The 25,796-nt window shown below is 72.5% G+C and carries 21 protein-coding genes; 20 read left to right on the forward strand and 1 reads right to left on the reverse strand.

The window, feature by feature from the left end:
• Positions 1–203: 203 nt before the first annotated feature.
• From AB0898_RS27755 to AB0898_RS27850, 20 genes are all read left to right on the forward strand, one after another.
• Positions 204–1,721: a sugar ABC transporter ATP-binding protein gene (locus tag AB0898_RS27755; protein WP_366805736.1), complete on the forward strand. Its 1,518-nt coding sequence runs from the start codon at positions 204–206 to the stop codon at positions 1,719–1,721.
• Positions 1,718–2,737: an ABC transporter permease gene (locus AB0898_RS27760; RefSeq protein ID WP_366805737.1), complete on the forward strand. Its 1,020-nt coding sequence runs from the start codon at positions 1,718–1,720 to the stop codon at positions 2,735–2,737. The genes AB0898_RS27755 and AB0898_RS27760 overlap by 4 nt, the downstream gene beginning before the upstream one ends.
• Before the next feature lie 91 nt (positions 2,738–2,828).
• Positions 2,829–3,869 carry a substrate-binding domain-containing protein gene (locus AB0898_RS27765; RefSeq protein ID WP_366805738.1) on the forward strand — a complete coding sequence of 347 codons (1,041 nt, stop codon included), beginning with the start codon at positions 2,829–2,831 and terminating at the stop codon, positions 3,867–3,869.
• 62 nt (positions 3,870–3,931) lie between these two features.
• Positions 3,932–5,284, forward strand: coding sequence for a Gfo/Idh/MocA family protein (locus AB0898_RS27770; RefSeq protein ID WP_407078420.1), 1,353 nt, complete (start codon positions 3,932–3,934; stop codon positions 5,282–5,284).
• 13 nt (positions 5,285–5,297) lie between these two features.
• On the forward strand, positions 5,298–6,296 hold the full coding sequence (locus tag AB0898_RS27775; RefSeq protein ID WP_366805739.1) for a sugar phosphate isomerase/epimerase family protein: 999 nt from the start codon (positions 5,298–5,300) through the stop codon (positions 6,294–6,296).
• 90 nt (positions 6,297–6,386) lie between these two features.
• The gene (locus AB0898_RS27780; RefSeq protein WP_366805740.1) at positions 6,387–8,876 is read left to right on the forward strand and encodes a PQQ-dependent sugar dehydrogenase; all 2,490 of its coding nucleotides are present in this window, start codon (positions 6,387–6,389) and stop codon (positions 8,874–8,876) included.
• Positions 8,877–8,996: 120 nt separating this feature from the next.
• Complete coding sequence (locus AB0898_RS27785; RefSeq protein ID WP_366805741.1) at positions 8,997–10,331, forward strand: ThuA domain-containing protein; 1,335 nt, start codon at positions 8,997–8,999, stop codon at positions 10,329–10,331.
• 153 nt (positions 10,332–10,484) lie between these two features.
• A complete protein-coding gene (locus AB0898_RS27790; RefSeq protein WP_366805742.1) occupies positions 10,485–11,627 on the forward strand; it encodes an inositol-3-phosphate synthase in 1,143 nt (380 codons plus the stop codon).
• A 161-nt stretch (positions 11,628–11,788) separates the two neighbouring features.
• Positions 11,789–12,898 (forward strand): SCO3242 family prenyltransferase, encoded by a 1,110-nt coding sequence (locus tag AB0898_RS27795; protein WP_407078421.1) that lies wholly within the window; start codon positions 11,789–11,791, stop codon positions 12,896–12,898.
• The gene (locus AB0898_RS27800; RefSeq protein ID WP_366805745.1) at positions 12,895–13,203 is read left to right on the forward strand and encodes a hypothetical protein; all 309 of its coding nucleotides are present in this window, start codon (positions 12,895–12,897) and stop codon (positions 13,201–13,203) included. Before AB0898_RS27795 ends, AB0898_RS27800 begins: the two co-directional genes overlap by 4 nt.
• Positions 13,200–14,129 (forward strand): sugar phosphate isomerase/epimerase family protein, encoded by a 930-nt coding sequence (locus AB0898_RS27805; protein WP_366805747.1) that lies wholly within the window; start codon positions 13,200–13,202, stop codon positions 14,127–14,129. The genes AB0898_RS27800 and AB0898_RS27805 overlap by 4 nt, the downstream gene beginning before the upstream one ends.
• Entirely contained in the window at positions 14,126–14,821 is a 696-nt protein-coding gene (locus tag AB0898_RS27810; RefSeq protein WP_366805748.1) for an EboA domain-containing protein, read from the forward strand. The genes AB0898_RS27805 and AB0898_RS27810 overlap by 4 nt, the downstream gene beginning before the upstream one ends.
• Positions 14,821–15,708: a TatD family hydrolase gene (locus AB0898_RS27815; RefSeq protein ID WP_366805749.1), complete on the forward strand. Its 888-nt coding sequence runs from the start codon at positions 14,821–14,823 to the stop codon at positions 15,706–15,708. The genes AB0898_RS27810 and AB0898_RS27815 overlap by 1 nt, the downstream gene beginning before the upstream one ends.
• 3 nt (positions 15,709–15,711) lie before the next feature.
• On the forward strand, positions 15,712–16,881 hold the full coding sequence (gene eboE / locus AB0898_RS27820; protein ID WP_366805750.1) for a metabolite traffic protein EboE: 1,170 nt from the start codon (positions 15,712–15,714) through the stop codon (positions 16,879–16,881).
• A gap of 140 nt (positions 16,882–17,021) precedes the next feature.
• Positions 17,022–18,380 (forward strand): nucleotide pyrophosphatase/phosphodiesterase family protein, encoded by a 1,359-nt coding sequence (locus AB0898_RS27825; RefSeq protein ID WP_366805790.1) that lies wholly within the window; start codon positions 17,022–17,024, stop codon positions 18,378–18,380.
• An 87-nt stretch (positions 18,381–18,467) separates the two neighbouring features.
• Positions 18,468–19,511, forward strand: a complete 1,044-nt coding sequence (locus AB0898_RS27830) for a sugar phosphate isomerase/epimerase (RefSeq protein WP_366805751.1) — start codon at positions 18,468–18,470, stop codon at positions 19,509–19,511.
• Between the two features lie 173 nt (positions 19,512–19,684).
• Complete coding sequence (locus AB0898_RS27835; RefSeq protein WP_366805752.1) at positions 19,685–20,263, forward strand: maleylpyruvate isomerase N-terminal domain-containing protein; 579 nt, start codon at positions 19,685–19,687, stop codon at positions 20,261–20,263.
• Between the two features lie 70 nt (positions 20,264–20,333).
• The gene (locus tag AB0898_RS27840; RefSeq protein ID WP_366805753.1) at positions 20,334–20,732 is read left to right on the forward strand and encodes a hypothetical protein; all 399 of its coding nucleotides are present in this window, start codon (positions 20,334–20,336) and stop codon (positions 20,730–20,732) included.
• Positions 20,733–20,768: 36 nt separating this feature from the next.
• Positions 20,769–22,976: a DUF262 domain-containing protein gene (locus tag AB0898_RS27845; protein WP_366805754.1), complete on the forward strand. Its 2,208-nt coding sequence runs from the start codon at positions 20,769–20,771 to the stop codon at positions 22,974–22,976.
• A gap of 53 nt (positions 22,977–23,029) precedes the next feature.
• Complete coding sequence (locus AB0898_RS27850; protein ID WP_366805755.1) at positions 23,030–24,409, forward strand: Fic family protein; 1,380 nt, start codon at positions 23,030–23,032, stop codon at positions 24,407–24,409.
• Between the two features lie 16 nt (positions 24,410–24,425).
• Here AB0898_RS27850 and AB0898_RS27855 read toward each other — a convergent pair whose 3' ends face one another.
• Positions 24,426–25,790, reverse strand: a complete 1,365-nt coding sequence (locus AB0898_RS27855; RefSeq protein WP_366805756.1) for a nitrate/nitrite transporter — start codon at positions 25,788–25,790, stop codon at positions 24,426–24,428.
• Positions 25,791–25,796: the final 6 nt, after the last annotated feature.

Raw genomic sequence — 25,796 nt, forward strand, 5'->3', positions numbered from 1 at the left:
GAACAGCGCGACGACAAGCACCGCCCGCCAGGCCGCGTACGGGCCACCACGCCTCGTACCGCGTAAGCGCCACGCGCACTGCCACAGCCCGTACCGCCCGTACGACCCGTGCCACCCCGCACCGCTCCGCTCCGCCCCGGTCCGCCCGACCCGTCGGCGCACCGCCCTGAAACAGGCCCGCACGCCCGCCGAGGGGAACCCACATGGCATCGGAACCACCCCTGCTCAGCATGACCGGCATCACCAAGGCGTTCCCCGGAGTCCGGGCGCTCGACGGCGTCGATCTCGACGTGCGCGAGGGCGAGGTGCACTGCCTGCTCGGCCAGAACGGCGCCGGGAAGTCCACGCTCATCAAGGTCCTGGCCGGTGCCCACCAGCCCGACACCGGCGTCATCCGCTGGCGCGGCGACCCGGTCGTCCTCCGCTCGCCGATGGCCGCCATGCGCCTCGGCATCGCCACGATCTACCAGGAACTCGACCTGGTGGAACACCTGTCGGTCGCCGAGAACGTCCACCTGGGTCATGAGCCCACCACCGCCGGGTTCGTCGTCCGGGGCCGCACCGCACGCGCGAACACCGCCGCGCTGCTCAGCCGGCTGGGACACCCCGAGATCGAACCGGGGCGTCTGGTGGGGGAGTTGTCCGCCGCCCAGCAGCAGATCGTGTCCATGGCGCGGGCGTTGTCCCACGACGTACGGCTCATCGTGATGGACGAACCGTCCGCCGCGCTCGACCCCGACGAGGTCGACAACCTCTTCCGCGTGGTCGCCGGACTCACCGCTGAGGGCGTCGCCGTCGTCCACATCTCGCACCGCCTGGACGAGATCCGGCGCATCGGGGACCGCGTGACCGTGCTGAAGGACGGCCGGGCCGTGGCACGCGGGCTGCCCGCGAAGACGACCCCGACGCGCGAGGTCGTCACCCTGATGACGGGCCGGGACGTCGAATACGTCTTCCCCGACCGTCCTGCCGAACTCCCCTCCGCAGAGCCGGTGTTGGAGGTCCGGGGGCTCGCCCGCAGCGGTGAGTTCGAGGCGTTCGACCTGGAGGTGCGGCCCGGTGAGATCGTCGGGATAGCCGGGCTCGTCGGCTCCGGCCGCTCCGAGATCCTGGAGACCGTCTACGGCGCCCGCAGGCCCGACACCGGACAGGTCCTGGTCGGCGGCAGCCCGGTGCGCCCCGGCAGCGTACGCGCGGCCGTGCGCGCCGGCATCGGCCTCGCCCCCGAGGAACGCAAGGCGCAGGCCCTGCTCATGCTGGAGTCCGTCACCCGCAACGTCTCGCTGTCCTCCCTCTCCCGGTTCGCGCGCGGAGGCTGGATCGACCGGGGCGCCGAGCGGAACGCCGCGCGCGCCGCGACCCGCGAACTCTCCCTGCGCCCCGACAACCCCGCCGTCCCCGTGCGCACCCTCTCCGGCGGCAACCAGCAGAAGGCCGTCCTCGCCCGCTGGCTGCTGCGCGGCTGCCGGGTTCTGCTGCTCGACGAGCCGACCCGGGGCGTCGACGTCGGCGCCCGCGCCGAGCTGTACGCCGTGGTGCGCCGACTCGCCGACGAAGGCCTCGCCGTGCTGCTGGTCTCCAGCGAGGTCCCCGAGGTGCTCGGCCTCGCCGACCGCGTCCTGGTGCTGCGCGAGGGCCGCGTCGTCCACAGGGCGCCCGCCCGCGAACTCGACGAACACCGCGTCCTCGACCTCGTCATGGAAGGAAGCCCGGCCTCATGACGCAGCCCGCCTCCCCGCCCCGGTACGGCACCGGCAAGGTGCCCGCGGACACCCCGCCCCCCGCCTGGCGCGCGCTCGCGGGCCGCGCCGACGTCCGCACCCTCTCCCTGCTCGGGGTCCTCGCCGTCCTGATCGTCATCGGCGGCGTCACCAAGCCGGACGAGTTCCTCGACACCCGCAACCTCCAACTCGTCCTCACCCAGGCCTCCGTGATCGGTGTCGTCACCGTCGGCATGACCTTCGTCATCACCTCCGGCGGCATCGATCTGTCCGTGGGCGCGATCGTCGCGCTCGCCTCGGTGTGGGCGACGACGGTGGCGACCCAGGACTTCGGGTTCGCGGGCATCCTCTTCACCGCGGTGATCGTCGGCGTGGGCTGCGGTCTGGTCAACGGCCTGCTCGTCGCCTACGGCGGCCTGGTCCCGTTCATCGCCACACTCGCCATGCTGGCCTCGGCACGCGGACTGGCCCTGCAGATCACCGGCGGGCGCACGCAGATCGTCAGCGTCGACTCCGTCCTGAGCCTCGGCGAGCGCGACGCCTACGTCCTCGGCATCCCGCCGCTGGTCCTGGTCTTCGCCGTCGTCACCGTCATCGGCTGGCTGGTGCTCAACCGCACCACCTTCGGCCGCCGCACCGTCGCCGTCGGCGGCAACGCCGAGGCCGCCCGGCTCGCCGGCATCGACGTACGCCGCCAGCGCCTCTACCTCTATCTGCTGTCCGGGCTGTGCTGCGGGATCGCCGCCTTCCTGCTGATCATCCTGTCCGGCTCCGGCCAGAACACCAACGGCAACCTCTACGAGCTGGACGCCATCGCCGCCGCGATCATCGGCGGCACGCTGCTCACCGGGGGGCGCGGCACCATCACCGGCTCCGTGCTCGGCGTCCTGATCTTCACCACGATCACCGACATCTTCGCCCTGAACAACCTCCAGACCGACGTCCAGCAGATCGCCAAGGGCGCGATCATCGTCGCCGCCGTGCTGGTGCAGCGCCGGACCGCGAACTCGGCCTGAGCGCGTTCGCGACCGCTGCCTGAGCAGGCCCGGGAGCAGAACTCCGAGACCCGACCCGAGCCCCCCGAGCCCCGAGGAAAGGTTCACCGCCATGTCGCACCTCCCCAGTCGCAGAGGACTGCTGTTCGGGAGCGCCGCCGTCTCCGCGGGCGTCGTGCTCGCCGGGTGTACGAGCAACGAGTCCAAGGACGACAAGGCCGGCGCGGACGACCAGCCGGTCGCCGACGACAAGCCCGGCAAGCGCGTCACCATCGGCTTCGCGGGCCCGCAGGCCGACCACGGCTGGCTCAACGCCATCAACGACAACGCCAAGCGGCGCGCGAAGAAGTACGCGGACGTCACCCTGGAGATCACCGAGGGCTCCAACGACACCGCCGCGCAAATCGGCCAGATCGAGACCCTGATCAACAAGAAGGTCGACGTCCTGGTGGTGCTGCCCGCCGACGGCAAGGCCCTCACCCAGGTCGGCCTGAAGGCGATGCGCGCGGGCATCCCGGTCGTCAACCTCGACCGCGTCTTCAACAGCCCCCAGGCGTACCGCTGCTGGATCGGCGGCGACAACTACGGCATGGGCCTCAACGCCGGGCACTACATCGGCGAGAAGCTCAAGGGCAAGGCGAACGCCCGCGTCGTCGAGCTGGCCGGACTCGACAACCTGGAGCTGACCCGGCAGCGCACCAAGGGCTTCGACGACGCGCTCGAGAACTACCCGAACATCAAGAAGGTCGCCCGCCAGGCCGCCGACTTCACCGTCGAGTCCGGGCAGGCCAAGATGGCCCAACTCCTCCAGGCGCAGTCGAAGTTCGACGCCCTGTGGAACCACGACGACGACCAGGGCGTGGGCGCGCTGCGCGCCATCGAGCAGGCCGGACGCGACGACTTCCTGATGGTCGGCGGCGCCGGCGCGCTCGCCGCGTTCCAGGCGATCGAGCGGGACGACAGCGTGCTCAAGGCGACCGTCCTCTACCCGCCGACGATGGCCGCCTCCGCGATCGACCTCGCCCGCGCCCTCGGCCAGAACAAGGGCGTCGGCGGCCTCGCCGAGTTCGAGATCCCCGCCTCCCTCACCCTCTACTCGGCCGTCGTCGACAAGGACAACGTCGGCCGGTACATGTCCACCGGCTTCCGGTGACGGGGCCCTCGCCGCACCCGCACGGCACCACCCCGCACGAGGACGAGGAGAGGACCCACCGCATGGCACAGCCGCAGCAGTCAGCAGGGGCGCAGGCCGCCGGCCCGGACGGGCCGGAGGGGCCGGAGGGGCCGGAGGGGCCGGAGGGGGGCACGGACCCGGAGAGCCACCCGGCCGGGGAGGAGGGCCGCCCCGCCAGGGAGGAGGCCCGTCCGGCCGGGGAGGTGGTCCGCCCGGCCGCCGGCAAACCGCCGCTGCGCGTCGGCATGGTCGGCTACGCCTTCATGGGCGCCGCCCACTCCCAGGGCTGGCGCACCGCGGGCCGCGTCTTCGACCTGCCCCTGCGCCCGGTGCTGTCGGTGCTCTGCGGCCGCGACGGCACCGCCGCCCGCGCCGCCGCCGACCGGCACGGCTGGGCCGCCACCGAGACCGACTGGCGTGCCCTGATCGCCCGCGACGACGTCGACCTGGTCGACATCTGCACCCCGGGCGACAGCCACGCCGAGATCGCTCTCGCCGCCCTCGCCGCGGGCAAGCACGTGCTGTGCGAGAAGCCCCTCGCGAACACCGTGGAGGAGGCCGAGGCGATGGCCCGCGCGGCCGAAGAGGCCTACCGGCAAGGCAAGTTGGCGATGGTCGGCTTCAACTACCGCCGCGTCCCCGCCGTCGCCCTCGCCCGGCGCATGATCACCGAGGGGCGGCTCGGCACCCTGCGGCACGTCCGGGTGGCGTACCTCCAGGACTGGCTGGTGGACCCGGAGTTCCCGCTGACCTGGCGGCTGCGCAAGGAGGCGGCGGGCTCGGGCGCGCTCGGCGATCTGGGCGCACACATCGTCGACGTCGCCCAGTATCTGGCGGGCGAGACGCTCTCCGGGGTCTCCGCCCTGACCGAGACCTTCGTACGGCAGCGGCCCCTGCCGGGCGCGCCCGCCGGCGGCCTGGCCGCGGTCACCGGCGCGGGCACCGGCCAGGTCACCGTGGACGACGCCGCCGTGTTCACCGCCCGCTTCCCCTCCGGCGCCCTCGCCTCCTTCGAGGCCACCCGCTACGCCACCGGCCGCAAGAACGCGCTGCGCCTCGAACTCAACGGCGAGCGGGGCTCGTTGGCCTTCGACCTGGAGCGGCTCAACGAGCTGCACTACCACGACGCCACCGAGGGGGCCACGCACGGGGGTTTCCGCCGCATCCTCGTCACCGAGCCCGACCACCCCTACCTGGACGCCTGGTGGCCGCCGGGTCATGGCCTCGGCTACGAGCACACCTTCGTCCACCAGGCCCGCGACCTCGTGCACGCCATCGCCGAGGGCCGCAGGCCGGAGCCGTCCTTCGCGGACGGACTCCAGGTGCAGCGCGTGCTCGCCGCCGTCGAGGAGAGCGCGGCGAAGAACTCCGTCTACACCCCGATCGCGGTCTGAGGAGGGCCCCGCCATGCCCCGCACCTTCACCCTGTTCACCGGCCAGTGGGCCGACCTCCCGCTGGAGGAGGTCTGCCGACTCGCCCGCGACTTCGGCTACGACGGACTCGAACTCGCCTGCTGGGGCGACCACTTCGAGGTCGACAAGGCGCTCGCCGATCCGTCGTACATCGCGTCGCGCCACCAACTCCTGGACAAGTACGGCCTGAAGTGCTGGGCGATCTCCAACCACCTGGTCGGACAGGCCGTTTGCGACGCCATCATCGATGAACGGCACCAGGCCATCCTGCCCGCCCGCATCTGGGGCGACGGCGACGCCGAGGGCGTACGGAGGCGGGCCGCCGCCGAGATCGCGGACACCGCCCGCGCCGCCGCGGCCTTCGGCGTCGACACCGTGATCGGCTTCACCGGCTCGGCCATCTGGCACCTCGTCGCCATGTTCCCGCCCGCCTCCGAGACGATGATCGAGCGCGGCTACGACGACTTCGCCGAGCGCTGGAACCCGATCCTCGACGTGTTCGACGCGGAGGGCGTGCGCTTCGCCCACGAGGTCCACCCCAGCGAGATCGCCTACGACTACTGGACAACCCAGCGCGCCCTGGCCGCCGTTGACCACCGGCCCGCCTTCGGCCTCAACTTCGACCCCTCCCACTTCGTGTGGCAGGACCTCGACCCCGTCGGCTTCCTGTGGGACTTCCGCGACCGGATCTACCACGTCGACTGCAAGGAGGCCCGCAAGCGCCTCGACGGCCGCAACGGGCGCCTCGGCTCCCATCTGCCCTGGGGCGACCCACGCCGCGGCTGGGACTTCGTCTCCGCCGGACACGGCGACGTGCCCTGGGAGGACGTCTTCCGCATGCTGCGCTCCATCGACTACCAGGGTCCGATCTCGGTCGAGTGGGAGGACGCCGGCATGGACCGGCTCCAGGGCGCCCCCGAGGCCCTGGCCCGCCTCAAGGCGTACGACTTCGACCCGCCGACCGCCTCGTTCGACGCGGCCTTCGGCAACTGACCCCACCAACTCCCCACCCCCCACCGGGATGACGGCGCATCCCGGCGCACCCGCACCCGCCCGTACGACCGGCCCCATCTGGAGGCACACGTGCACGGGAACGACCGCCCCACCGGTACCCCCACCCGGCCACCACGGCTGCGTACCGCCCTCGCCCTGTTCGGCGCCGCGCTGCTCATCGGCGCCGCCCCCGCCCTCACCGCACCCGGCGCCGCCGTCGCCGCCCCCGCCGACCGGGGCGGCACGGCAGCCGCCGAGGACTTCCAGCAGGTCGCCCTCGCCCAGGGCGCCGCGGAGGTCGGCGAGCCCATGAGCCTCGCCGTCCTGCCCGACCGCTCGGTCCTGCACACCTCCCGCGACGGCGAACTCCGCCTCACCGACGCCACCGGCACCACCCGCAGCGCGGGCAAGCTCGCCGTGTACTCCCACGACGAGGAAGGGCTCCAAGGCGTCGGTGTGGACCCGCACTTCACCGACAACCGGTTCGTCTACCTCTACTACGCGCCCCCGCTGGACACCCCGGCGGGCGACGCCCCCGAGACCGGCACCGCCGCCGACTTCGCCCCCTTCGACGGCGTCAACCGGCTCTCCCGCTTCGTCCTGAAGACCGACGGCACCCTTGATGCCGCCAGCGAGAAGAAGATCCTCGACGTGCCGACCTCGCGCGGCATCTGCTGCCACGTCGGCGGGGACATCGACTTCGACCAGGACGGCAACCTCTACCTGTCGACCGGCGACGACTCCAACCCCTTCCAGTCCGACGGCTACAGCCCCATCGACGAACGCGACGGCCGCAACCCGGCGTTCGACGCCCAGCGCACCGCCGGCAACACCAACGACCTGCGCGGCAAGATCCTGCGCGTCAAGGTGAAGGACGACGGCTCCTACGCGATCCCCGAGGGCAACCTCTTCGCCCCCGGCACCGCGAAGACCCGCCCCGAGATCTACGCCATGGGCTTCCGCAACCCGTTCCGCTTCAGCGTCGACAAGCCGACCGGCATCCTCTACGTCGGCGACTACGGACCCGACGCCGGCGCCGCCGACCCCGCCCGAGGCCCCGGCGGCCAGGTCGAGTTCGCCCGCGTGACCGGCCCCGGCAACTTCGGCTGGCCGTACTGCACCGGCAAGAACGACGCCTACGTGGACTACGACTTCGCCACGAAGACCTCCGGCGCCGCCTTCGACTGCGCGGCCCCGAAGAACAACTCCCCCCACAACACGGGCCTGACCGACCTGCCCCCGGCGCAGCCCGCCTGGATTCCGTACGACGGCGCGTCCGTACCGGAGTTCGGCGACGGCTCCGAGTCCCCGATGGGCGGCCCCGTCTACCACTACGACGCCACGCTCGACTCGCCCGTGAAGTTCCCCGAGGCGTACGACGGGAACTTCTTCGCCGGTGAGTTCGGCCGCCGCTGGATCAAGCGCATCGACACCGGCGCCGACGGAGCCGTGAAGTCGATCAACGCCTTCCCCTGGACCGGCACCCAGGTGATGGACATGGCCTTCGGCCCCGACGGCGCGCTGTACGTGCTGGACTACGGCACCGCCTGGTTCGGCGGCGACGAGAACTCGGCCCTGTACCGCATCGAGAACGCCACCGACGGCCACTCGCCCGTCGCCAAGGCGGCCGCCGACAAGACCTCGGGACAGGCCGCGCTGAAGGTCCGCTTCTCCTCGGCCGGCACCACCGACCAGGACGGCGACACCCTCACCCACCACTGGGACTTCGGCGACGGCAGCAGCTCGACCGCCGCCAACCCCACGCACACGTACCGCAAGAACGGCACCTACACCGCGACCCTGACCGCCGAGGACCCCTCCGGCCGCACCGGGAGCGCCGCCGTACGGATCGTCGTCGGCAACACCGCGCCCACCGTGACGCTCCAACTGCCGCAGGACGGGCAGCTGTTCAGCTTCGGTGACGCCGTGCCGTTCACGGTGAAGGTCACCGACCCCGAGGACGGCAGGAAGATCGACTGCTCCAAGGTGACCGTCCACTTCATCCTCGGCCACGACACCCACGGCCACCCGCTGACCTCCGCCCAGGGCTGCACCGGCACCATCCAGACCAGCGCCGACGGCGGCCACGACGAGGACGAGAACATCTTCGGCGTGTTCGACGCCGAGTACACCGACAACGGAGGCGGCGGCCAGGCCGCGCTCACCTCCCACGACCAGAACGTCGCCCAGCCCCGCCACCGCCAGGCCGAGCACTTCAGCGACTCCTCGGGCGTCACCCTCCAGTCCAAGGACACCGCCCACGGCGGCAAGACGGTCGGCGACATCCACAACGGCGACTGGATCTCCTTCACGCCCTACGCGCTGGGCAACGCCAAGAAGATCACCGCGCGGATCTCCTCCAGCGGCACCGGGGGCACGCTCGAAGTCCGCGCCGGCTCGGCGGGAGGCACCCTGCTCGGCAAGGCCACCGTGCCGGTGACCGGCGGCTGGGAGACCTTCCAGGACGTGAGCGCCGGCCTGTCCCGCGCGCCGAAGGCCACGACCACGCTCTACCTGGTCTTCAAGGGCGGCTCCGGAGCCCTCTTCGACGTGGACGACTTCACCTTCACCACCGGCTGAGCGGAGGGCACCTCCATGCGCACCACATATCTGCGCACCACATGTCTTCCCACCACATGTCTTCCCACCACATGTCTTCCCACCACATGTCTTCCCACCACACGGATGCGCAGCACACGGATGCGCGCCACACGTCTGCTCACCACCGCGGCCGTGGGAGCCGCGCTGCTGCTGGGGTGCGTCACCGGCCCCGCCGCCGCGCGCCCCTCGGACAGCGGACGCGTCCTGGTCTTCTCCAAGACCGCCGGATTCCGCCACGACTCCATCCCCGACGGCATCGCGGCCGTACGGCAGCTCGGCGACACCGGCGGCTTCACGGTCGACGCCACCGAGGACGCGGCCGCCTTCACCGCCCGCAATCTGCGCCGCTACGACGCCGTGGTGTTCCTCTCCACCACCGGCGACGTGCTGAACCCCGCCCAGCAACGGGCCTTCGAGGGCTACATCCGCCAGGGCGGCGGCTATGTGGGCGTCCACGCGGCCGCCGACACCGAGTACGACTGGCCGTTCTACGGCGGTCTCGCCGGGGCGTACTTCCAGTCGCACCCGGCGATCCAGCCGGCCACCGTCGTGGTCGAGGACCACGCCCACCCCGCGACCGCCGCCCTGCCCGGCCGATGGGAGCGCACCGATGAGTGGTACAACTACCGCTCCGACCCGCGCGAGCGCGCCCACGTCCTGGCCTCGCTCGACGAGTCCACGTACTCCGGCGGCACCATGAACGGCGACCATCCCATCGCCTGGTGCCAGGAGTACCAGGGCGGCCGCTCCTTCTACACGGGCGGCGGCCACACCAAGGAGTCCTACGCCGACCCCGCCTTCCGCGCCCACCTGCTGGGCGGCCTGAAGTGGGCGACCGGCGCCGCACAGGCCGACTGCCGCCCCGAGAACGGCTACCACCCGCTCTTCGACGGCACCGCCGCCTCCCTGGAGAACTGGCGGCAGGCCGGGCCCGGCTCCTTCACCCTGGCCGACGACGGCACGCTCACCTCGACCGGCGGCATGGGGCTGCTCTGGTACGCCGCCTCCGGCCTCACCTCGTACTCCCTGAAACTCGACTGGAAGGTCACCGGCGACGGCAACTCCGGTGTGTTCGTGGGCTTCCCGCCCTCGGACGACCCCTGGTCCGCCGTCGACAACGGCTACGAGATCCAGATCGACGCCACCGACGTCCCGGAGAAGACCACCGGGGCCGTGTACGGCTTCCAGTCGGCCGACCTGGCGGCCCGGGACCGCGCGCTGAACCCGCCGGGGGAGTGGAACACCTACGAGATCCGCGTCCAGGGCGAACGCCTGCGGGTCCGGCTCAACGGCGTACCGGTCAACGACTTCACCAACACCGACCCGGCCCGCAGCCTGCGGGACGGACACATCGGCCTCCAGAACCACGGGGAGGGCGACCAGGTGTCGTTCCGCGACGTCCGGATCAAGGAACTGCCCGCGAAGGGCCGCTGACCGGCGGCGGGCGGGAGACGCCGTACTCCCGCCCGCCGTCCCCACTCCCGCCCGCCGTCCCCACACCCGCCCGCTGCCCCCGCACCCGCACCGCCGTCCCCGCACCGCCGCACGAGCGCCCGTGCGCCCGCGCGTCCGAAATGGAGGCCGACCATGTCCGCGTCCCCTTCCCGAGGTCCCGCCGGAGTGTGGCTCATCGGCGCCCGAGGCTCCGTGGCGACCACCGTCGTCGCGGGCTGCGCCGCGCTGACCGCGGGGCTGCACCCGCCCACCGGCATGGTCACCGAGACCGCCCTGTTCACCGGCTGCGACCTGCCCGAACTGTCCTCCCTCGTCTTCGGCGGCCACGACACACTGGACTGTCCGCTGCCCAAACGGGCCGAGCAACTCGCGGTCGGCGGCGTCCTGCCACCCGGCCTGCCCGCAGCCGTCGCCGCCGAACTCACCGCCGCCGACCGCGAGATCGTGCCCGGCGGCCCGCTCCCGGACGACGACCGCGACGAGGAGCAGCTGATCGACGCCTTCGCCGCCGACATCCACGACTTCACCGCCCGCCGCGCCCCCGCCGGGACCGTCGTCGTCAACGTCGCCTCCACCGAACCCGCCGCCCACGGCGACACCCTCCCGCCCAGCTCGCTCTACGCGGCCGCCGCCCTCCGCGCGGGCTGCCCCTACGTCAACTTCACCCCCTCCACCGGCCTCCACCACCCGGCACTGGCGGCGGCCGCGGCGCAGAGCGGCCTGCCGTACGCGGGCCGGGACGGCAAGACCGGCCAGACCCTGCTGCGCTCGGTGCTCGGGCCGATGTTCGCGCAACGCGCCCTCGCGGTACGCGCCTGGTCCGGCACCAACCTGCTCGGCGGCGGCGACGGCGCCGCCCTGGCCGACCCGGCCGCGGCCGCCGCCAAGAACGCGGGCAAGGAACGCGTCCTCACCGACACCCTCGGCACACCGGTCGAGGGCCAGGTGCACATCGACGACGTGCCCGCCCTCGGCGACTGGAAGACCGCCTGGGACCACATCGCCTTCGACGGCTTCCTCGGCACCCGCATGGTCCTCCAGACCACCTGGCAGGGCTGCGACTCGGCGCTGGCGGCTCCGCTGGTGCTCGACCTGGCCCGGCTGCTGCTGCGGGCCCGGCAGGCGGGACTGTCGGGTCCACTGGGGGAGCTGGGCTTCTACTTCAAGGACTCGGTGGGGGAGGGGACTTCGGCGCTGGGCGAGCAGTACACGGCGCTCGGCCGCCTCGCCGACCGGCTGCGTGGTGACGCCGGGCGCGTGGGGGAGTCGCGGTGAGGGACGGCGGGGTCGCGGGCGGGACGGTGAAGTCCGGCGGACTCACGCGGGCTGTGGGCGGATCGGGGGCTGGCGGCGGGAGTACGCCGGGGGAGGCCGAAGCGGGAGGGGCGGGTGAAGGACCCGTGGTAACGAGAGCCGGAACCGGAGGCGGCGTGGGGATGCCCGGGGGAGCCCCGGGAGGCGGGGGCGGCGGGGGCATACCCGGGGGAGCCTCCGCAGCCGGGGTCGGTGCCTCGGGCGGGGCGGGCGCTCCCGGCCCAGCGCCCGCGACCGGCCTCGCCGCACGGACCGCCACCGCTGTCAACGGGGGTCGTACGGCCGTCCCCGTGCCGCCGCGACCCGGCCATGGCAGAGGGAGCCGTTTCGCCGCCTGGGCCGAACTCCTCCGCCTGCCCGCCCTGTTCACCGTCCCCGGCGACGTCCTGGCCGGCAGCGCCACCACCCCCGCCCGCCCCGGTCCCCGTACCCTGTGGGCCATCGGCTCCTCCCTGTGCCTGTACGAGGCAGGCATGGTCCTCAACGACTGGGCCGACCGCGCCGAGGACGCCGTCGAACGCCCGCACCGCCCGCTGCCCTCGGGCCGTGTCCACCCCGCCGCCGCCCTCACCGCGGCCTGCGCCCTGACCGCCGCGGGCCTCGCCCTCGCGGCGCGGTCCGGCCGCCCCGCGCTCGCGGTCGCCGCGCCCCTGGCCGCGACCGTCTGGGCCTACGACCTCGGCCTCAAACGCACCCCGGCGGGCCCCGCCGCGATGGCGACGGCCCGCGCCCTCGACCTCCTGCTCGGCGCCGCCGCCACCTCGGGCCGCGTCCGACCGGCGCTTCCCTCCGCCGCCCTGCTCGGCACGCACACCCTCGCGCTCACCGCGGTCTCCCGTCACGAGACCCAGGGAGGCGCCCCGCTGACACCCTTGACGGCGCTCGCCACCACCGCTGCCCTGACGCGTCTGCTGGGCCGAGGGCACACCCGGTCGAAGGTTCAACTGTCCATAAGTGAAAGTCAGTTGCCCTCTCTGAAGTCGGGGGCTCGTGCGGCCCTACCCGCCGCCTGCGCCCTCGCCTACGCCGCGACGGCCGCCCGCCCCTACCTCCACGCCACCCTCAACCCCTCACCCCCGCTCACCCAACGCGCCGTCGTCGGCGGCATCCGCGCCACCATCCCCCTCCAAGCCGCCCTCTGCGCCCGCTCCGGCGCCCCGGTCCGCGCCCTGATCACCGCGACCCTGGCCCCGCTCGCCGCCCGGTTCGCGAAGAGGGTGAGCGTGACATGAGGTCCGCGATCCGGCCGCATGCCGAGGAGGCGCGAGCCACCGTTCCCACCGGTCGCTGCTGCGGCTGTGAGCACGACAGCGTCCCCGACCTCGCGCGAGCCGGAAGTTTCCGCGTCCCTGCCCGCCGCACGGTTCACGCGGAACCGGGACGTGACGCGACCTGGCCGTACACCGAGAGCGAGCGGACCACCTGCGCCGCCCGCTGCCTCCGCAGTCGCGGCAGCGGCGTTGCCGACCTCGCGCCGGTCAGCGTGCCGCCGTCCCCGCTCACCGCCCGCATCGCGAAGAAGGCGAGCGCGACATGACCTCTGCGACCCGCCCCCGCACCGGCGACGAACGGTCCGCCACCCCCACCGCCCTCCGCTTCGGCTACGGCACCAACGGCCTGGCCGACCTCCGCCTCGACGACGCCCTCGCCCTCCTCGCCGACCTCGGCTACGACGGCGTCGGCCTGACCCTCGACCACATGCACCTCGACCCGCTGGCCCCGGACCTCGCCGCCCGCACCCGGAGGGTCGGCCGCCGCCTGGCCGCGCTCGGCCTGGAGGTCACCGTGGAGACCGGGGCCCGCTATGTCCTGGACCCGCGCCGCAAACACGGCCCCTCCCTGCTCGACCCCGACCCAGCCGACCGGGCCCGCCGCGCCGACCTGCTGATCCGCGCCGTCCGGGTCGCCGCGGACCTCGGCGCCCACGCCGTGCACTGCTTCAGCGGCACGCTTCCGCCCGGTACGGACGAAGACGCGGCCTGGGGCCGGCTGGCCGGGGCGCTCACCCCGGTCCTGGAAGCCGCCACCGCCGCCGGCATCCCCCTCGCCGTCGAACCCGAGCCCGGCCACCTGCTCGCCACCCTCGCCGACTTCCACCACCTCCGACACCTCCTCGGCGACCCCGCTCACCTCGGCCTCACCCTCGACATCGGCCACTGCCAGTGCCTCGAACCCCTCTCTCCCGCCGACTGCGTCCGCGCCGCCGCGCCCTGGCTGCGCCACGTCCAGATCGAGGACATGCGACGCGGCCGGCACGAACACCTGCCCTTCGGGGACGGCGACATCGACTTCCCCGCCGTCCTCGCCGCCCTGGCCGCCACCTCGTACCAGGGCCTCACCGTGGTCGAACTGCCCCGCCACTCCCACGCCGGCCCCCACTTCGCCGAAGTCTCCCTGCCCTTCCTCCAGGCGGCCGCACCCGCCACCCGGCCTTCCCCCTCCACGGAAGGGAGCAGCGCATGACCTCCTCCCGCATCACCCCGGCGCCCGACAACGCGCCCGTCGAGGCGACTTCCCCGTCCCCGCTCCAAGCCCTGCGGACCCACCTCGCACCGCCGGCCCGCGCCTGGCTGGACCGTGCCCTGGACCAAGCCGCCGACCCCACCGCCACCCAAACCTCCCTCCCCGCCTGGGAGTTACGCCTCGCCGAAGCCGGCCGGCGCTGCGGTCCCGCGCATGCCGACACCGCCCGTGTCCTCCTCCTGCACACGGCCCGCCCCACCCCGGCCGCCCTCGCCCGCCTCTACCACCAGGGCACCGCTGACGAACGCCGAGCCGTCCTGCTCGCGCTGCCCGGCCTCGTACCGGGCCCCGACGCCCTCCCGCTCGTCGAGGACGCGCTGCGCACCAACGACACCCGGCTCCTGACCGCCGCCGTCGGTTCGTACGCCGGCCGCCATCTGGGTCCGCACCTGTGGCGGCACGCCGTTCTGAAGTGCCTGTTCACCGGCGTACCCGTCGCCCATGTCGCCCGGCTCGCCGAGCGCGCCCGCGGTGACGCCGAACTCGCCCGCATGCTCGCCGACTTCGCCGCCGAACGCACCGCCGCCGGCCGCCCCGTCCCCGAGGACCTGCACCGCGTCCTGGCCCTGACCGAACCCGGCCCCCCGCCGCACACCACGGACGACCGCGACCCCCACCGCAAGGAGTCCTGATGCGCCTCTTCGACCCGCACATCCACATGACCTCGCGCACCACCGACGACTACGAGGCCATGCACGCCGCCGGTGTCCGCGCCGTGGTCGAGCCCTCCTTCTGGCTCGGCCAGCCCCGCACCTCGACCGCCTCCTTCCTCGACTACTTCGACTCCCTCCTCGGCTGGGAGCCCTTCCGCGCCGCCCAGCACGGCATCGCCCACCACTGCACCCTCGCCCTCAACCCCAAGGAGGCCAACGACCCCCGCTGCACCCCCGTCCTCGGCGAACTGCCCCGCTATCTCGTCAAGGACCGCGTCGTCGCCGTCGGCGAGATCGGCTACGACTCGATGACCCCCGCCGAGGACACCGCGCTCGCCGCCCAGCTCCAGCTCGCCGCCGACCACGGCCTGCCCGCCCTCGTCCACACCCCGCACCGGGACAAGCTCACCGGCCTGCGCCGCACCCTCGACGCCGTCCGCGAGTCCGCGCTCGCCCCCGAACGCGTCCTGGTCGACCACCTCAACGAGACCACCGTCAAGGAGGCCAAGGACAGCGGCTGCTGGCTCGGCTTCTCCGTCTATCCCGACACCAAGATGGACGAGGAACGCATGGTCGCGATCCTGCGTACCTACGGCCCCGAACAGGTCCTGGTCAACTCCGCCGCCGACTGGGGCAGAAGCGACCCCCTGAAGACCCGCAGGGTGGCCGACCTGATGCTGAAGGAGGGCTTCACCGAGGACGACGCCGACCGCGTCCTGTGGCGCAACCCCGTCGCCTTCTACGGCCTCAGCGGGCGGCTGGACCTGGACGTCACCGACACCGGGGCCACCCACGAGGGCAACTCCATCCTGCGCGGCGTCCCCCGGGACCCGGCACCCGCCGCCGCGCCCGACGGGGAGGAGTGACCCGTGCGCTTCCGCCACCCCGACGGCTCCCTCGTCCACCTCGCCTACTGCACCAACGTCCACCCCGCAGAAACCCTCGACGCAGTGGTCACCCAGCTGCGCGACCACTGCGAACCCGTCCGCCGCCGCCTCGGCCGTGACCGGCTCGGCATCGGCCTCTGGCTCGCCAAGGACGCCGCCCTCGCCCTGGAGAACGACCCCTGCGCGGTCGGCGCCCTGCGCGCCGAACTCGACCGGCGCGGCCTGGAGGTCGTCACCCTCAACGGCTTCCCCTACGAGGGCTTCGGCTCCCAACGGGTCAAGTACCGCGTCTACACCCCCGACTGGGCCGACCCCGAACGGCTCCGCCACACCACCGCCCTCGCCCGCATCCTCGCCGGACTCCTCCCCGACGACGTCCCCGAGGGCAGCGTCTCCACCCTGCCGCTCGCCTGGCGCACCGTCGCCGGCGCCGCCCGCATGGAGACGGCCCGCACCGCGCTGCGCACCCTGGGCGAACGCCTCGACGCCCTGGCGGACATGACCGGCCGCTCCATCCGCGTCGGCCTCGAACCCGAGCCCGGCTGCGTCATCGAGACCACCACCGACGCCATCACGCCACTCACCGACATCGCGCACCCGCGCATCGGCATCTGTGTCGACACCTGCCATCTCGCCACCTCCTTCGAAGACCCGCACACCGCCCTGGACGCCCTCGCCCACGCCGGCGTCCCCGTCGTCAAGTCCCAGCTCTCCGCCGCGCTCCACGCCGAGCACCCCCACCGCCCGGACGTCCGCCAGGCCCTCACCGCCTTCGCCGAACCGCGCTTCCTGCACCAGACCCGCACCCTCACCGCCACCGGACGACAGGGCACCGACGACCTCGGCGAAGCCCTCCAGGACGGCTCCCTGCCCGACACCGCGCCGTGGCGCACCCACGTCCACGTCCCCCTCCACGCGTCCCCCGCCGCGCCCCTCACCTCCACCCTCCCGGTCCTCGCCGCCGCCCTGACCCGCCTCGTCGGCGGTTCGCACCCGCTCACCCGCCACCTGGAGGTCGAGACCTACACCTGGCAGGCCCTCCCCGCCACGCTCAGGCCCCGCACCCGCGCCCAGCTCGCCGACGGCATCGCCGCCGAACTGGCCCTCGCCCGCGACCTGCTCACCGACCTCGGCCTGAAGGAGCTGCCGTGACCGACCGCCCGGCACCCTCACCGGGACCCGGGACCCACCGGCCCGCGCCCCCGCCCGCGCCCCAGCGACCGACATCGCCCCCGCCGGCACCCGCGCCCCAGCAACCCACCGCGCCCCCGCCAGACCGCCCCACCCCCCTCCTGGTCCTGGACGTCGTCGGCCTCACCCCCCGACTCCTCCCGCACATGCCCCGCCTCCGCGAACTCGCGGCCCAGGGCTCCCGCGCCCACCTCGGCACCGTCCTGCCCGCCGTCACCTGCGCCGCCCAGTCCACCTTCCTGACCGGCGTCATGCCCTCCGAGCACGGCATCGTCGGCAACGGCTGGTACTTCCGCGAACTGGGTGACGTCCTCCTGTGGCGCCAGCACAACGGCCTCGTCTCCGGAGACAAGCTCTGGGACGCCGCGCGCCGCGCCCACCCCGGCTACACCGTGGCCAACATCTGCTGGTGGTACGCCATGGGCGCCGACACCGACATCACCGTCACCCCCCGTCCCGTCTACTACGCCGACGGCCGCAAGGAACCCGACTGCTACACCCGGCCTCCCGGCCTGCACGACGAACTCACCGCGAAGTTCGGCACATTCCCCCTCTTCCAGTTCTGGGGACCCGGCGCCGGCCTCGCCTCCAGCAGCTGGATCATCGACGCGACCCGCCACATCCAGCGCACCCGCCACCCCGATCTGACCCTCTGCTACCTCCCGCATCTCGACTACGACCTCCAGCGCCACGGCCCCGACGACCCGCGCTCCCTGACCGCGGCCGCCGACCTGGACACCGCGCTCGCGCCACTCCTGGACGACGCCCGCGCGGAGGGCCGTACCGTCGTCGTGCTCTCCGAGTACGGCATCACCCGGGCCGACCGCCCCGTCGACATCAACCGCGCCCTGCGCCGCGCCGGGCTGCTGGAGGTGCACACGCAGGACGGCATGGAGTACCTGGACCCGATGGCGTCCCGTGCCTTCGCGGTCGCCGACCACCAGATCGCCCATGTCTACGTGCGCGCCCCCGAGGACCTCGACGCCACCCGGGCCGCCCTCACCGGCCTGCCCGGCATCGACCGACTCCTGGACGACGAGGGCAAGAAGGCCCACCACCTCGACCACCCGCGCTCCGGCGAACTCGTCGCCGTGGCGGAGCCGGACGCCTGGTTCACGTACTACTACTGGCTGGACGACGCCCGGGCACCCGACTTCGCACGGCTCGTGGAGATCCACCGCAAACCCGGCTACGACCCGGCCGAACTCTTCCTGGACCCCCTGGACCCCTACGTCAAGGTCAGGGCCGCGGCCGCGCTGGCCCGCAAGAAGCTCGGCATGCGTTACCGGATGGCGGTCGTACCCCTCGACCCGTCACCTATTCGGGGCAGCCACGGGCGCCTTCCCACGAGCGACGACGACGGTCCGCTCCTCATCTGCTCCACCCCCCGTGCCGTGGGCGACCGCCTCGCGGCCACCGATGTGAAACCACTCCTGCTCCGACTCGCAGGCATCACCTGACGAACCGCCACCAGTCCGCCCTGTGCACCTGGTCCCCAGTGAAGCACTCACCACTGACAACGCCCTCCCACACCCCGGAGTTCCCCCATGAGCCGCATTTCCCGCAATGACCCCGAACTCACCCACCGCCTCTCCAGAAGGGGCATGCTGGGCGTCGCCGCGGGCGCCACGGCCGCCGCGCTCCTGGGCGCGGCCGCCGGACCCGCCGCCGCGTCCACCACCGCTCCGGCCGCCTCCGCCGCAGGCCGGGGCCGCCCCGTCCTGCCCCCCGGCCGCCTCGGCATCCAGCTCTACAGCCTGCGCGACAAGGTCGGCACCCTCGGCTTCGCGCCCGTCTTCGCCGAGCTGGAGAAGTACGGCTACGACGAGATCGAGTTCGCGGGCTACACCCAGGGCTCGGCCGGCCCCATCACCCTCGCCCGCCTCAAGCGCCTCGCCCGGGACCACGGCCTGACCCTGATCGGCAGCCACGTCGGCTACTACTCCGACGACCCGGGCGCCTACACCTTCGCCCAGAACCTCGACCAGGTCCTGGACGACGCCCAGGCCCTCGGCCTCAAGCACATCGGCACCGCCTCGGGCCCCTTCCGCTACGGCTCGACCGTCGACGCCTGGAAGCGCGCCGCCCAGGACTTCAACGCCTACGGCGCCGCGGCCAAGGCGCGCGGCATGAAGTTCTACCAGCACAACCACTCCGACGAGTTCGCCTTCGCCGCCGACGACCCCAAGGTCCGCCTCTACGACGTCCTGCTCGCCGAGACCGACCCCGACCTCGTGTACCTGGAGATGGACATCTACTGGGCCTACGCGGGCCAGTTCCGCTTCTCCCGGCGCCCCGACGGCACCCCCGCCCCCTTCGAACCCCTCGACTACGTCGTCGCCCACCCCCACCGCTACCCCCTCTTCCACGTCAAGGACGGCGTCAGCGACCCCTCGAACGAGTTCGGCTACCGCATGACCGACGTCGGCGACGGCGACATCGACTACCAGCGCTTCATCTCCGCCGTCACCCACCTCCGCGGCCAACGCCAGTCCCACCACTGGCAGACCGAACACGACAACCCCACCGACTCCTTCCGCTTCGCCCGCCGCTCCAGCGCGTACTTGCACTCCCTGCGCGAGAAGTGCTGACGCGGCCCATCGAACGGCCACTTGTCGGCAGGCCGGACAGCTACCGGGGCCCGGTGTCGTCCGGCCTGCCGATGGGACGTCGGACACCTCAACCAGCGGTTGCGAAGCGTAAGTTCAGATTGAGCCAGCCTGGCACAGCCCAGCCGCACAGCACGCACCGCGAGGAGTCCCGCATGCACCGTGAGGACGTCGATGCCGCCGTGGCAGAGATGCTGCGGATACTCGGCCCTCATACCGCCGAGGACTGGACGGTGCCGGCGGGGCCACTCGAATGGACCTGCTGGCAAACGGCGGCGCACATCGGCCATGACCTGCTGGCCTACGCAGGGCAGCTGGCGGCACAGCCCACCGACGCGTACCTTCCCTTCGACCTGAACGTCCGCCCCACCGCCTCACCGGCCGAGGTGCTTCAGGCCGTCACCGCCTGCGGTGGGCTCCTCAGCAGCGCGCTGGCCACGGCCGACCCGGCCTCGCGTGCCTGGCACTGGGGTCCGTGCGACCCCGAGGGGTTCGCGGCGATGGGCGTCGCCGAAACACTGCTGCACACGCACGACATCACGCAGGGGCTGTCCGTGGACTGGCTGCCACCAGCACCGCTGAGCGCGGCCGTACTCGACCGGCTCTTCCCCGACGCCCCGCCCGGAGACCCCAGCCAGGTGCTTCTCTGGTGCACCGGTCGCGCGGATCTCGACGGCCTCCCTCGCCCCACCTCATGGAGGTGGGAAGCAGCCCGACCGGACCGACCGAGCTGACCCCGGCGAGCCTTCCCGGTTGCCGCACCAGGTCCGCTCCGGCGGATCATGACGGCGTAAGTTGGAACGCATGCACAGCACACTGACCGAGCACGCCCGGTGCCTCTACGGAGACGAGTACCGCCCGACACCGGCCTGCGGTCAGGAGCACCGTGAGCACTACTTCGTCGAGGAGCTGACGTTCGCCGATGCGGACGCGATCCTGTCGATGCTGCGCGAACTCTGCCCCCACGTGGTCGACGGCCGGCTCCCGGTGTGGATCCGCAACCTCGCCTACCGACTCGTGCTGCTGCAGAGGCCGGACGAGCCGGCCCTTCTGCGTGAGGCCGCGCAGAACCTCTGGTTGCACGGTCCGGACTGGGACGAGACCGCGACGGAGCTCACAAGGCGGGCAGAAGAGCTGGAAGCCGCACCGCCAATCCGAACCCCCGCGCCGTCTGTACGCCATGACCCCCCGTTGGGAGCATGACGGCGGGATGTCGCGCGGCAGGTGAGGGGTGGGTGCATGGGGGCGGACGAGATCAGGTCTCAGGGCTTCAACCTGAACGAGCTGTTCCGCGATGTGACGTACGAGATCGACTACTACCAGCGTGACTACACCTGGGGCGAGGAAGAAGTCCGCACCCTCCTGCGGGACTTGTGTGACTCGTTCCGCAGCTGGTCGGGTGACGTGGCATACCGGCGCCGCCCGCACACCGCCCCGGAGTACTTCCTCGGCCCCTTCGTCTATCACGAGCCGGAGAAGGGGCGCCGCTTCCTCGTCGACGGCCAGCAGCGGTTCGTGACCCTGCACCTGCTCTTCCTGCAACTGAGGCTGTGGGCCAAGGAGGTCGAGGACTCCCACACACTCGACCAGCTGAATCGCGTGATCACGCCCGACGGCAAGCACTTCAGCGTCGGTATCACCGACCACGACCCCGTCCTGCGGGCCATCAGCGAGGGCCGTAAGTACGAGACGGGGGCGGGGGATTCGCTCTCCCGCCGCAACCTGTGGGCACGCAGCCGGCAGCTGGAATCCCAGCTCGTGGAGGAGCTCGACGCCGAGGAACTCCACCACTTCACCGAGTGGTTGCTGAAGCGGGTGGTTCTGGTCGGCATCCGCGCGGCAGGCCGCGACCACGGCTACCGCATGTTCGAGACGATGAACGACCGCGGTGCCCGCCTCACCGCCGTCGACCTGCTCAAGAGCCACCTGCTGTCCAACGTCGGCGCGGGCGAGGAGCAACTCAACACCCAGTGGCAGGAGATGCTGCGGGAACTCTCCACCGACCGCGACGACCCCCAGGCGGCCTCCCGCTTCATCAAGGCCTACCTTCTCGCCCGCTGCGCACGCGAGGGCGACGCCGACGACCGCCGCCAGATCACCACCAACCTCAACGTGTGGGTGCGCCACAACGCCACGCACCTCGGACTGATCACCGGGCGCCCCGACCGCTTCCTGGAGTTCGTCCAGGACCTCCTGGATTCGGCCCGCCTTTACCGGCCCTTCCTCGCCGCCACCCGCACGCTGAAGAAGGACGGCGACCGCCTGGAGACGGTGTTCTTCAACGAACGCAACGGGCTCGGCGCCCAGTCCGTCGCCGTTCTCGCCGCCATCGACCCCTGCGACCAGCCCACCGCCGCCAAGGACAAGGCCCGTCTCGTCGCCGCGTACATCGACCGCTGGTACGCCCTGCGCATCCTGCAGGACCTTCCCGTCCAGTCCGCCGACGCCGACTCTCTGATCCACACCGAACTCGTCCCCCTCCTGCGGAAATGCCGCACCGTGGACGAGGTCGCATCCGCACTCGCCGGTCTCGTCGCGAACGAGGGCGGAGCGATACGTGACGCGGTCACCCTGGGGCTGCGGGGCAACAACGGCCCTCAGATCCGCTACCTGCTGGCCCGGGCCACCGCCTACGTCGAAGATGCCTGCCGACGGTCGTACGAGGTTCTCGACTATCTCGACGCGGAGAAGTTCCACATCGAGCATCTGTGGGCCAACCATCACCACCGGGTGCGCCCGGAGATACCCGACAAGGTCGTCTTCCGCAGCCTGCGCAACCAACTCGGCGGACTCGGACTGCTGTTGGGGCGTGAGAACTCCAGCCTCAACGACCTGCCCCTCAGCGAGAAGACCGCTGTCTACGTCCGCGGCAACATCCTGCTGGGCATCATGGCCCCCAAGTACGACCTCCGGAATCCGGTGCTGCGCGAGTTCATCAAGACCCACCAACTCGACAAGCTGCTGAGACCGTTCGGCGCGGGGGACACCATGACCTCGGTCGTCCAGACCCGTCAGGACCTCTACCTGCGGCTGTTCGAACACATCTGGGAACCCAGACGACTTGGCCTGCCGGTCACCACCCCACCACCCGCTCCGAACGGCACGGCATCGACCGCTCCGGTACGCCGGCCGCAGCGCAGAACGGCCACGCGGGGGCGCCGCACGCAGGTCGCCCAGATGATCCAGGCCCAGGTCCTGAAAGCCGGCACCCGGATCGTTCTCGCGTACCGCTCCGCCGAGCACTGGGCCACCATCGACGAGGACGGAGGCATCATCCTCGCGGCTACCGGCGGCACCCCATACGGCAGGGTCGACGAAGCCGGGGCCGTCGCCCGGGGCACCAAGACCTGCCAGGGCATGAACGAATGGCACGTCGAGGACGAGACGGGGCAGCGCATCAGCCTGCGAACAGTGCGCGACCGGGCCGTGGATGCCGGGTTGTTGTAGTGGTGACGAAATTCGGTTGAACGACCGTTGTGCGGTCGTGACAGGCTGGCCCGGTGATTGCTGATCTGGCGCCCGGTGACCTGTCCTGGGCCGACGTGGATCCCGCCCGTCACCCGTTCGACAGCGCGTCGGCGGCGCGAGTGGTGCGGTCGCTGGGTCCGGTGGGGCGGGTGCCGAACCGCCCCGACGTCCCGAGCGGGAGTCTGGAGATGAGCACCTGGAGCTGGGACGAGGGCCGCCCCTGGGCCGACGCCGTGTCGCACGCTCTGGTGGGGCGCTACGGCAGCTGGACCGTGGGGTGGCGCTGGGCGCACGACGAAGGTGACTTCGACGGGGGGCCGGTCGGGAACTGGTGCTGCCCCCGGGATTCGATCACCACGCCGGAGCAGACGCTCGACCGGGTCGTGGCGGCCCTGTGCGAGTGGCGGGAGTGGCTGGAGAGCCTCGCCGGGTGGTTCGACGCGTACCCGTTGGACCTGGCCGACATCGATGAGCAGCGGATTCTGTGGGAGTGTGTCGCGCGCAACCTGATCGTGCAGGTGACCGACCGCACCGGCTGCGGCAGCGGTTGGCACCGGCACTGCCGTCAGGTGCTCGGCTGGTTCCTCAGCCGCTGGGGAGTGGCGCCCCGACGCGCCGAGAAGATGGTCGGCGAGGCGATCGGCGGCCGGTTCGAGAGCTGGACCGGCCCCGACCCGGTACTGGTGGAGGACGTCGCGGAGCGGCTCGCGCTGTCGCTGCGCCCGGACGGCGGCGAGAGCGTAGGGTCCGCCACCGAGCCCGCGCCGGACCACCTGGAGCGGTGGCTGGCCGTACGCCGGACCGTGCCGTGGCACGAGGCCTCCGACAGTGGCGGGGACGGCCCCGTCACCCCGGCACGCGACGGCGCGGCGAACGACATCCGCCGCTTCGACGCGGCCGTGGACCCCGCCCGGGCGCAGGGTCTGCTCGCCGCCCTGGAACTGCTGCGGGCCGACGCGGCGCGCGGCGCCTCCCTCGACTTCGAACTGCTCCGGAACTGGCAGCAAAAGGTCTTGGACACACCGGAGTCGCCGCAGTTCCGCGCTCTCCCGGCCTTCGCCAAGCGGGGCCGGGAACGCTACGGCATCGGCCCGGACACCCGAGCCCGCCTCGACGCCTGCCTGGCCGAGAGCACCCCGGACGGCACGACACCCCTTCCCCTCACCGCCCGGGCCGCACGCGCCTACCTCGACGTCTGCTTCTTCCACCCCTTCGACGACGGCAACGCCCGAGCGGCCTTCCTCACCCTCGTGTTCGTCCTCGCCCGCGAAGGCATCGCCCTCGACGGCGTGATCCTGCTGCGCCGCGTCACCTTCCAGGCCGACGAGCCCGAGGACGCGCTGAGGCTCGCCGGGTTCCTTGACACCCACCTCGCGCAGACCAGGCGCAATGCCGCCGCCCCTCATTCCTGACGGGCGGGTGCGCGCATCAGGCGGACCGGCGGGGCCGGACGTACGCCGTCCACGTGACGCCCGCGCAGACCGCGTACGCCGCGAGGAAGGCGACGTACGCGGCGTCGCCGTTGCCGACGGACAGGAACGACTGGCGGAAGGCGATGTTGACCAGCACGCCGCCGAAGGCTCCGACCGCGCCGGCGAAGCCGATGAGGGCCGACGCGCGGGCCGCCGCGTCCGGGCCGGGCGGCGCTTCGGCGTGGCACAGGGCCGGGATCATCTTGTACGTGGAGCCGTTGCCCAGGCCGCTGAGGACGAACAGGGCGGTGAACGCCGTCACGAACAGCGGCAGGGAGTGGGCCCGGGAGGCGGCGAGCGTCAGCAGGGACCCGGCCGCCATCCCGGCGAAGGTCGCCAGCGTCACCCGCGCCCCGCCGAAGCGGTCGGCCAGCCGTCCGCCGACCGGCCGGACGAGGGAGCCGAGCAGCGGGCCGAGGAAGGTGAGGTACGCGGCGCTCACCGGAGTCGCGAACCTCTCGGCGAACTGCACCTGGAGCACCTGCCCGAAGGCGAACGAGAAGCCGATGAACGAGCCGAACGTGCCGATGTACAGCAGCGATACGAGCCACGTGTGCCGCCAGGCGAGCAGGGCGCGGAGCTGACCGGGAGGCCGGGGCAGCCGCAGGTCGTCCATCCGGAGGGCGGCGCACACCGCGGCGGCGACGATGAGCGGCACGTAGAGCAGCACCAGCACCCGGGGGTGACCGGCGCCGGCGGTGGCGAGGACGGCGAGTCCCGCGAGCTGTACGGCCGGGACGCCGAGGTTGCCGCCGCCGGCGTTGACCCCGAGGGCCCAGCCCTTGAGGCGCTGCGGGTACAGCGCGTTGACGTTCGCCATGGAGGAGGCGAAGTTGCCGCCGCCGACCCCGGCGAGGCAGGCGGTGAGCAGCAGGGCGCCGTACGGCGTACCGGGTTCCAGCACGAGGGCCGTCGTCACGGTGGGCACGAGCAGGAGCAGCGCGCTGACGACCGTCCAGGTGCGGCCGCCGAAGACGGCCACGGCGCGGGCGTACGGGACGCGCAGGAGGGCGCCGAGCGCGGTGGGCAGCGCGGTCAGCAGGAACTTGCCGGCCGGGTCGATGCCGTACTCGGGGTCGAGGAAGAGGACGAGGACCGACCACAGGCTCCAGACCGAGAATCCGACGTGCTCGGCGACGACGGACCACAGCAGGTTCCGGCGGGCCGTACGGGCGCCGGCCGCCTCCCAGAAGGCCGGGTCCTCGGGGCGCCAGTCGGTGAGTTCGCGGCGGCGGCCGGGGAGCAGGCGGGGGAGTGCGGCCGGTGCGCCGACTGCGAGCGACAGCGGTGAGGCGGCGGGGTGGGTGCTGGTCGTGGGCATGGGCAA

Source organism: Streptomyces sp. NPDC005435, from assembly GCF_040703155.1.
GTDB lineage: Bacteria > Actinomycetota > Actinomycetes > Streptomycetales > Streptomycetaceae > Streptomyces.

Excerpts from the sequence above, each read along its gene's own strand:
- AB0898_RS27755 (WP_366805736.1), top strand. The coding sequence starts at position 204 with ATGGCATCGGAACCACCCCTGCTCAGCATGACCGGCATCACCAAGGCG.
- AB0898_RS27760 (WP_366805737.1), top strand. The coding sequence starts at position 1,718 with ATGACGCAGCCCGCCTCCCCGCCCCGGTACGGCACCGGCAAGGTGCCC.
- AB0898_RS27765 (WP_366805738.1), top strand. The coding sequence starts at position 2,829 with ATGTCGCACCTCCCCAGTCGCAGAGGACTGCTGTTCGGGAGCGCCGCC.
- AB0898_RS27770 (WP_407078420.1), top strand. The coding sequence starts at position 3,932 with ATGGCACAGCCGCAGCAGTCAGCAGGGGCGCAGGCCGCCGGCCCGGAC.
- AB0898_RS27775 (WP_366805739.1), top strand. The coding sequence starts at position 5,298 with ATGCCCCGCACCTTCACCCTGTTCACCGGCCAGTGGGCCGACCTCCCG.
- AB0898_RS27785 (WP_366805741.1), top strand. The coding sequence starts at position 8,997 with ATGCGCGCCACACGTCTGCTCACCACCGCGGCCGTGGGAGCCGCGCTG.
- AB0898_RS27790 (WP_366805742.1), top strand. The coding sequence starts at position 10,485 with ATGTCCGCGTCCCCTTCCCGAGGTCCCGCCGGAGTGTGGCTCATCGGC.
- AB0898_RS27795 (WP_407078421.1), top strand. The coding sequence starts at position 11,789 with ATGCCCGGGGGAGCCCCGGGAGGCGGGGGCGGCGGGGGCATACCCGGG.
- AB0898_RS27800 (WP_366805745.1), top strand. The coding sequence starts at position 12,895 with ATGAGGTCCGCGATCCGGCCGCATGCCGAGGAGGCGCGAGCCACCGTT.
- AB0898_RS27805 (WP_366805747.1), top strand. The coding sequence starts at position 13,200 with ATGACCTCTGCGACCCGCCCCCGCACCGGCGACGAACGGTCCGCCACC.
- AB0898_RS27810 (WP_366805748.1), top strand. The coding sequence starts at position 14,126 with ATGACCTCCTCCCGCATCACCCCGGCGCCCGACAACGCGCCCGTCGAG.
- AB0898_RS27815 (WP_366805749.1), top strand. The coding sequence starts at position 14,821 with ATGCGCCTCTTCGACCCGCACATCCACATGACCTCGCGCACCACCGAC.
- AB0898_RS27830 (WP_366805751.1), top strand. The coding sequence starts at position 18,468 with ATGAGCCGCATTTCCCGCAATGACCCCGAACTCACCCACCGCCTCTCC.
- AB0898_RS27835 (WP_366805752.1), top strand. The coding sequence starts at position 19,685 with ATGCACCGTGAGGACGTCGATGCCGCCGTGGCAGAGATGCTGCGGATA.
- AB0898_RS27840 (WP_366805753.1), top strand. The coding sequence starts at position 20,334 with ATGCACAGCACACTGACCGAGCACGCCCGGTGCCTCTACGGAGACGAG.
- AB0898_RS27845 (WP_366805754.1), top strand. The coding sequence starts at position 20,769 with ATGGGGGCGGACGAGATCAGGTCTCAGGGCTTCAACCTGAACGAGCTG.
- AB0898_RS27855 (WP_366805756.1), bottom strand. The coding sequence starts at position 25,790 with ATGCCCACGACCAGCACCCACCCCGCCGCCTCACCGCTGTCGCTCGCA.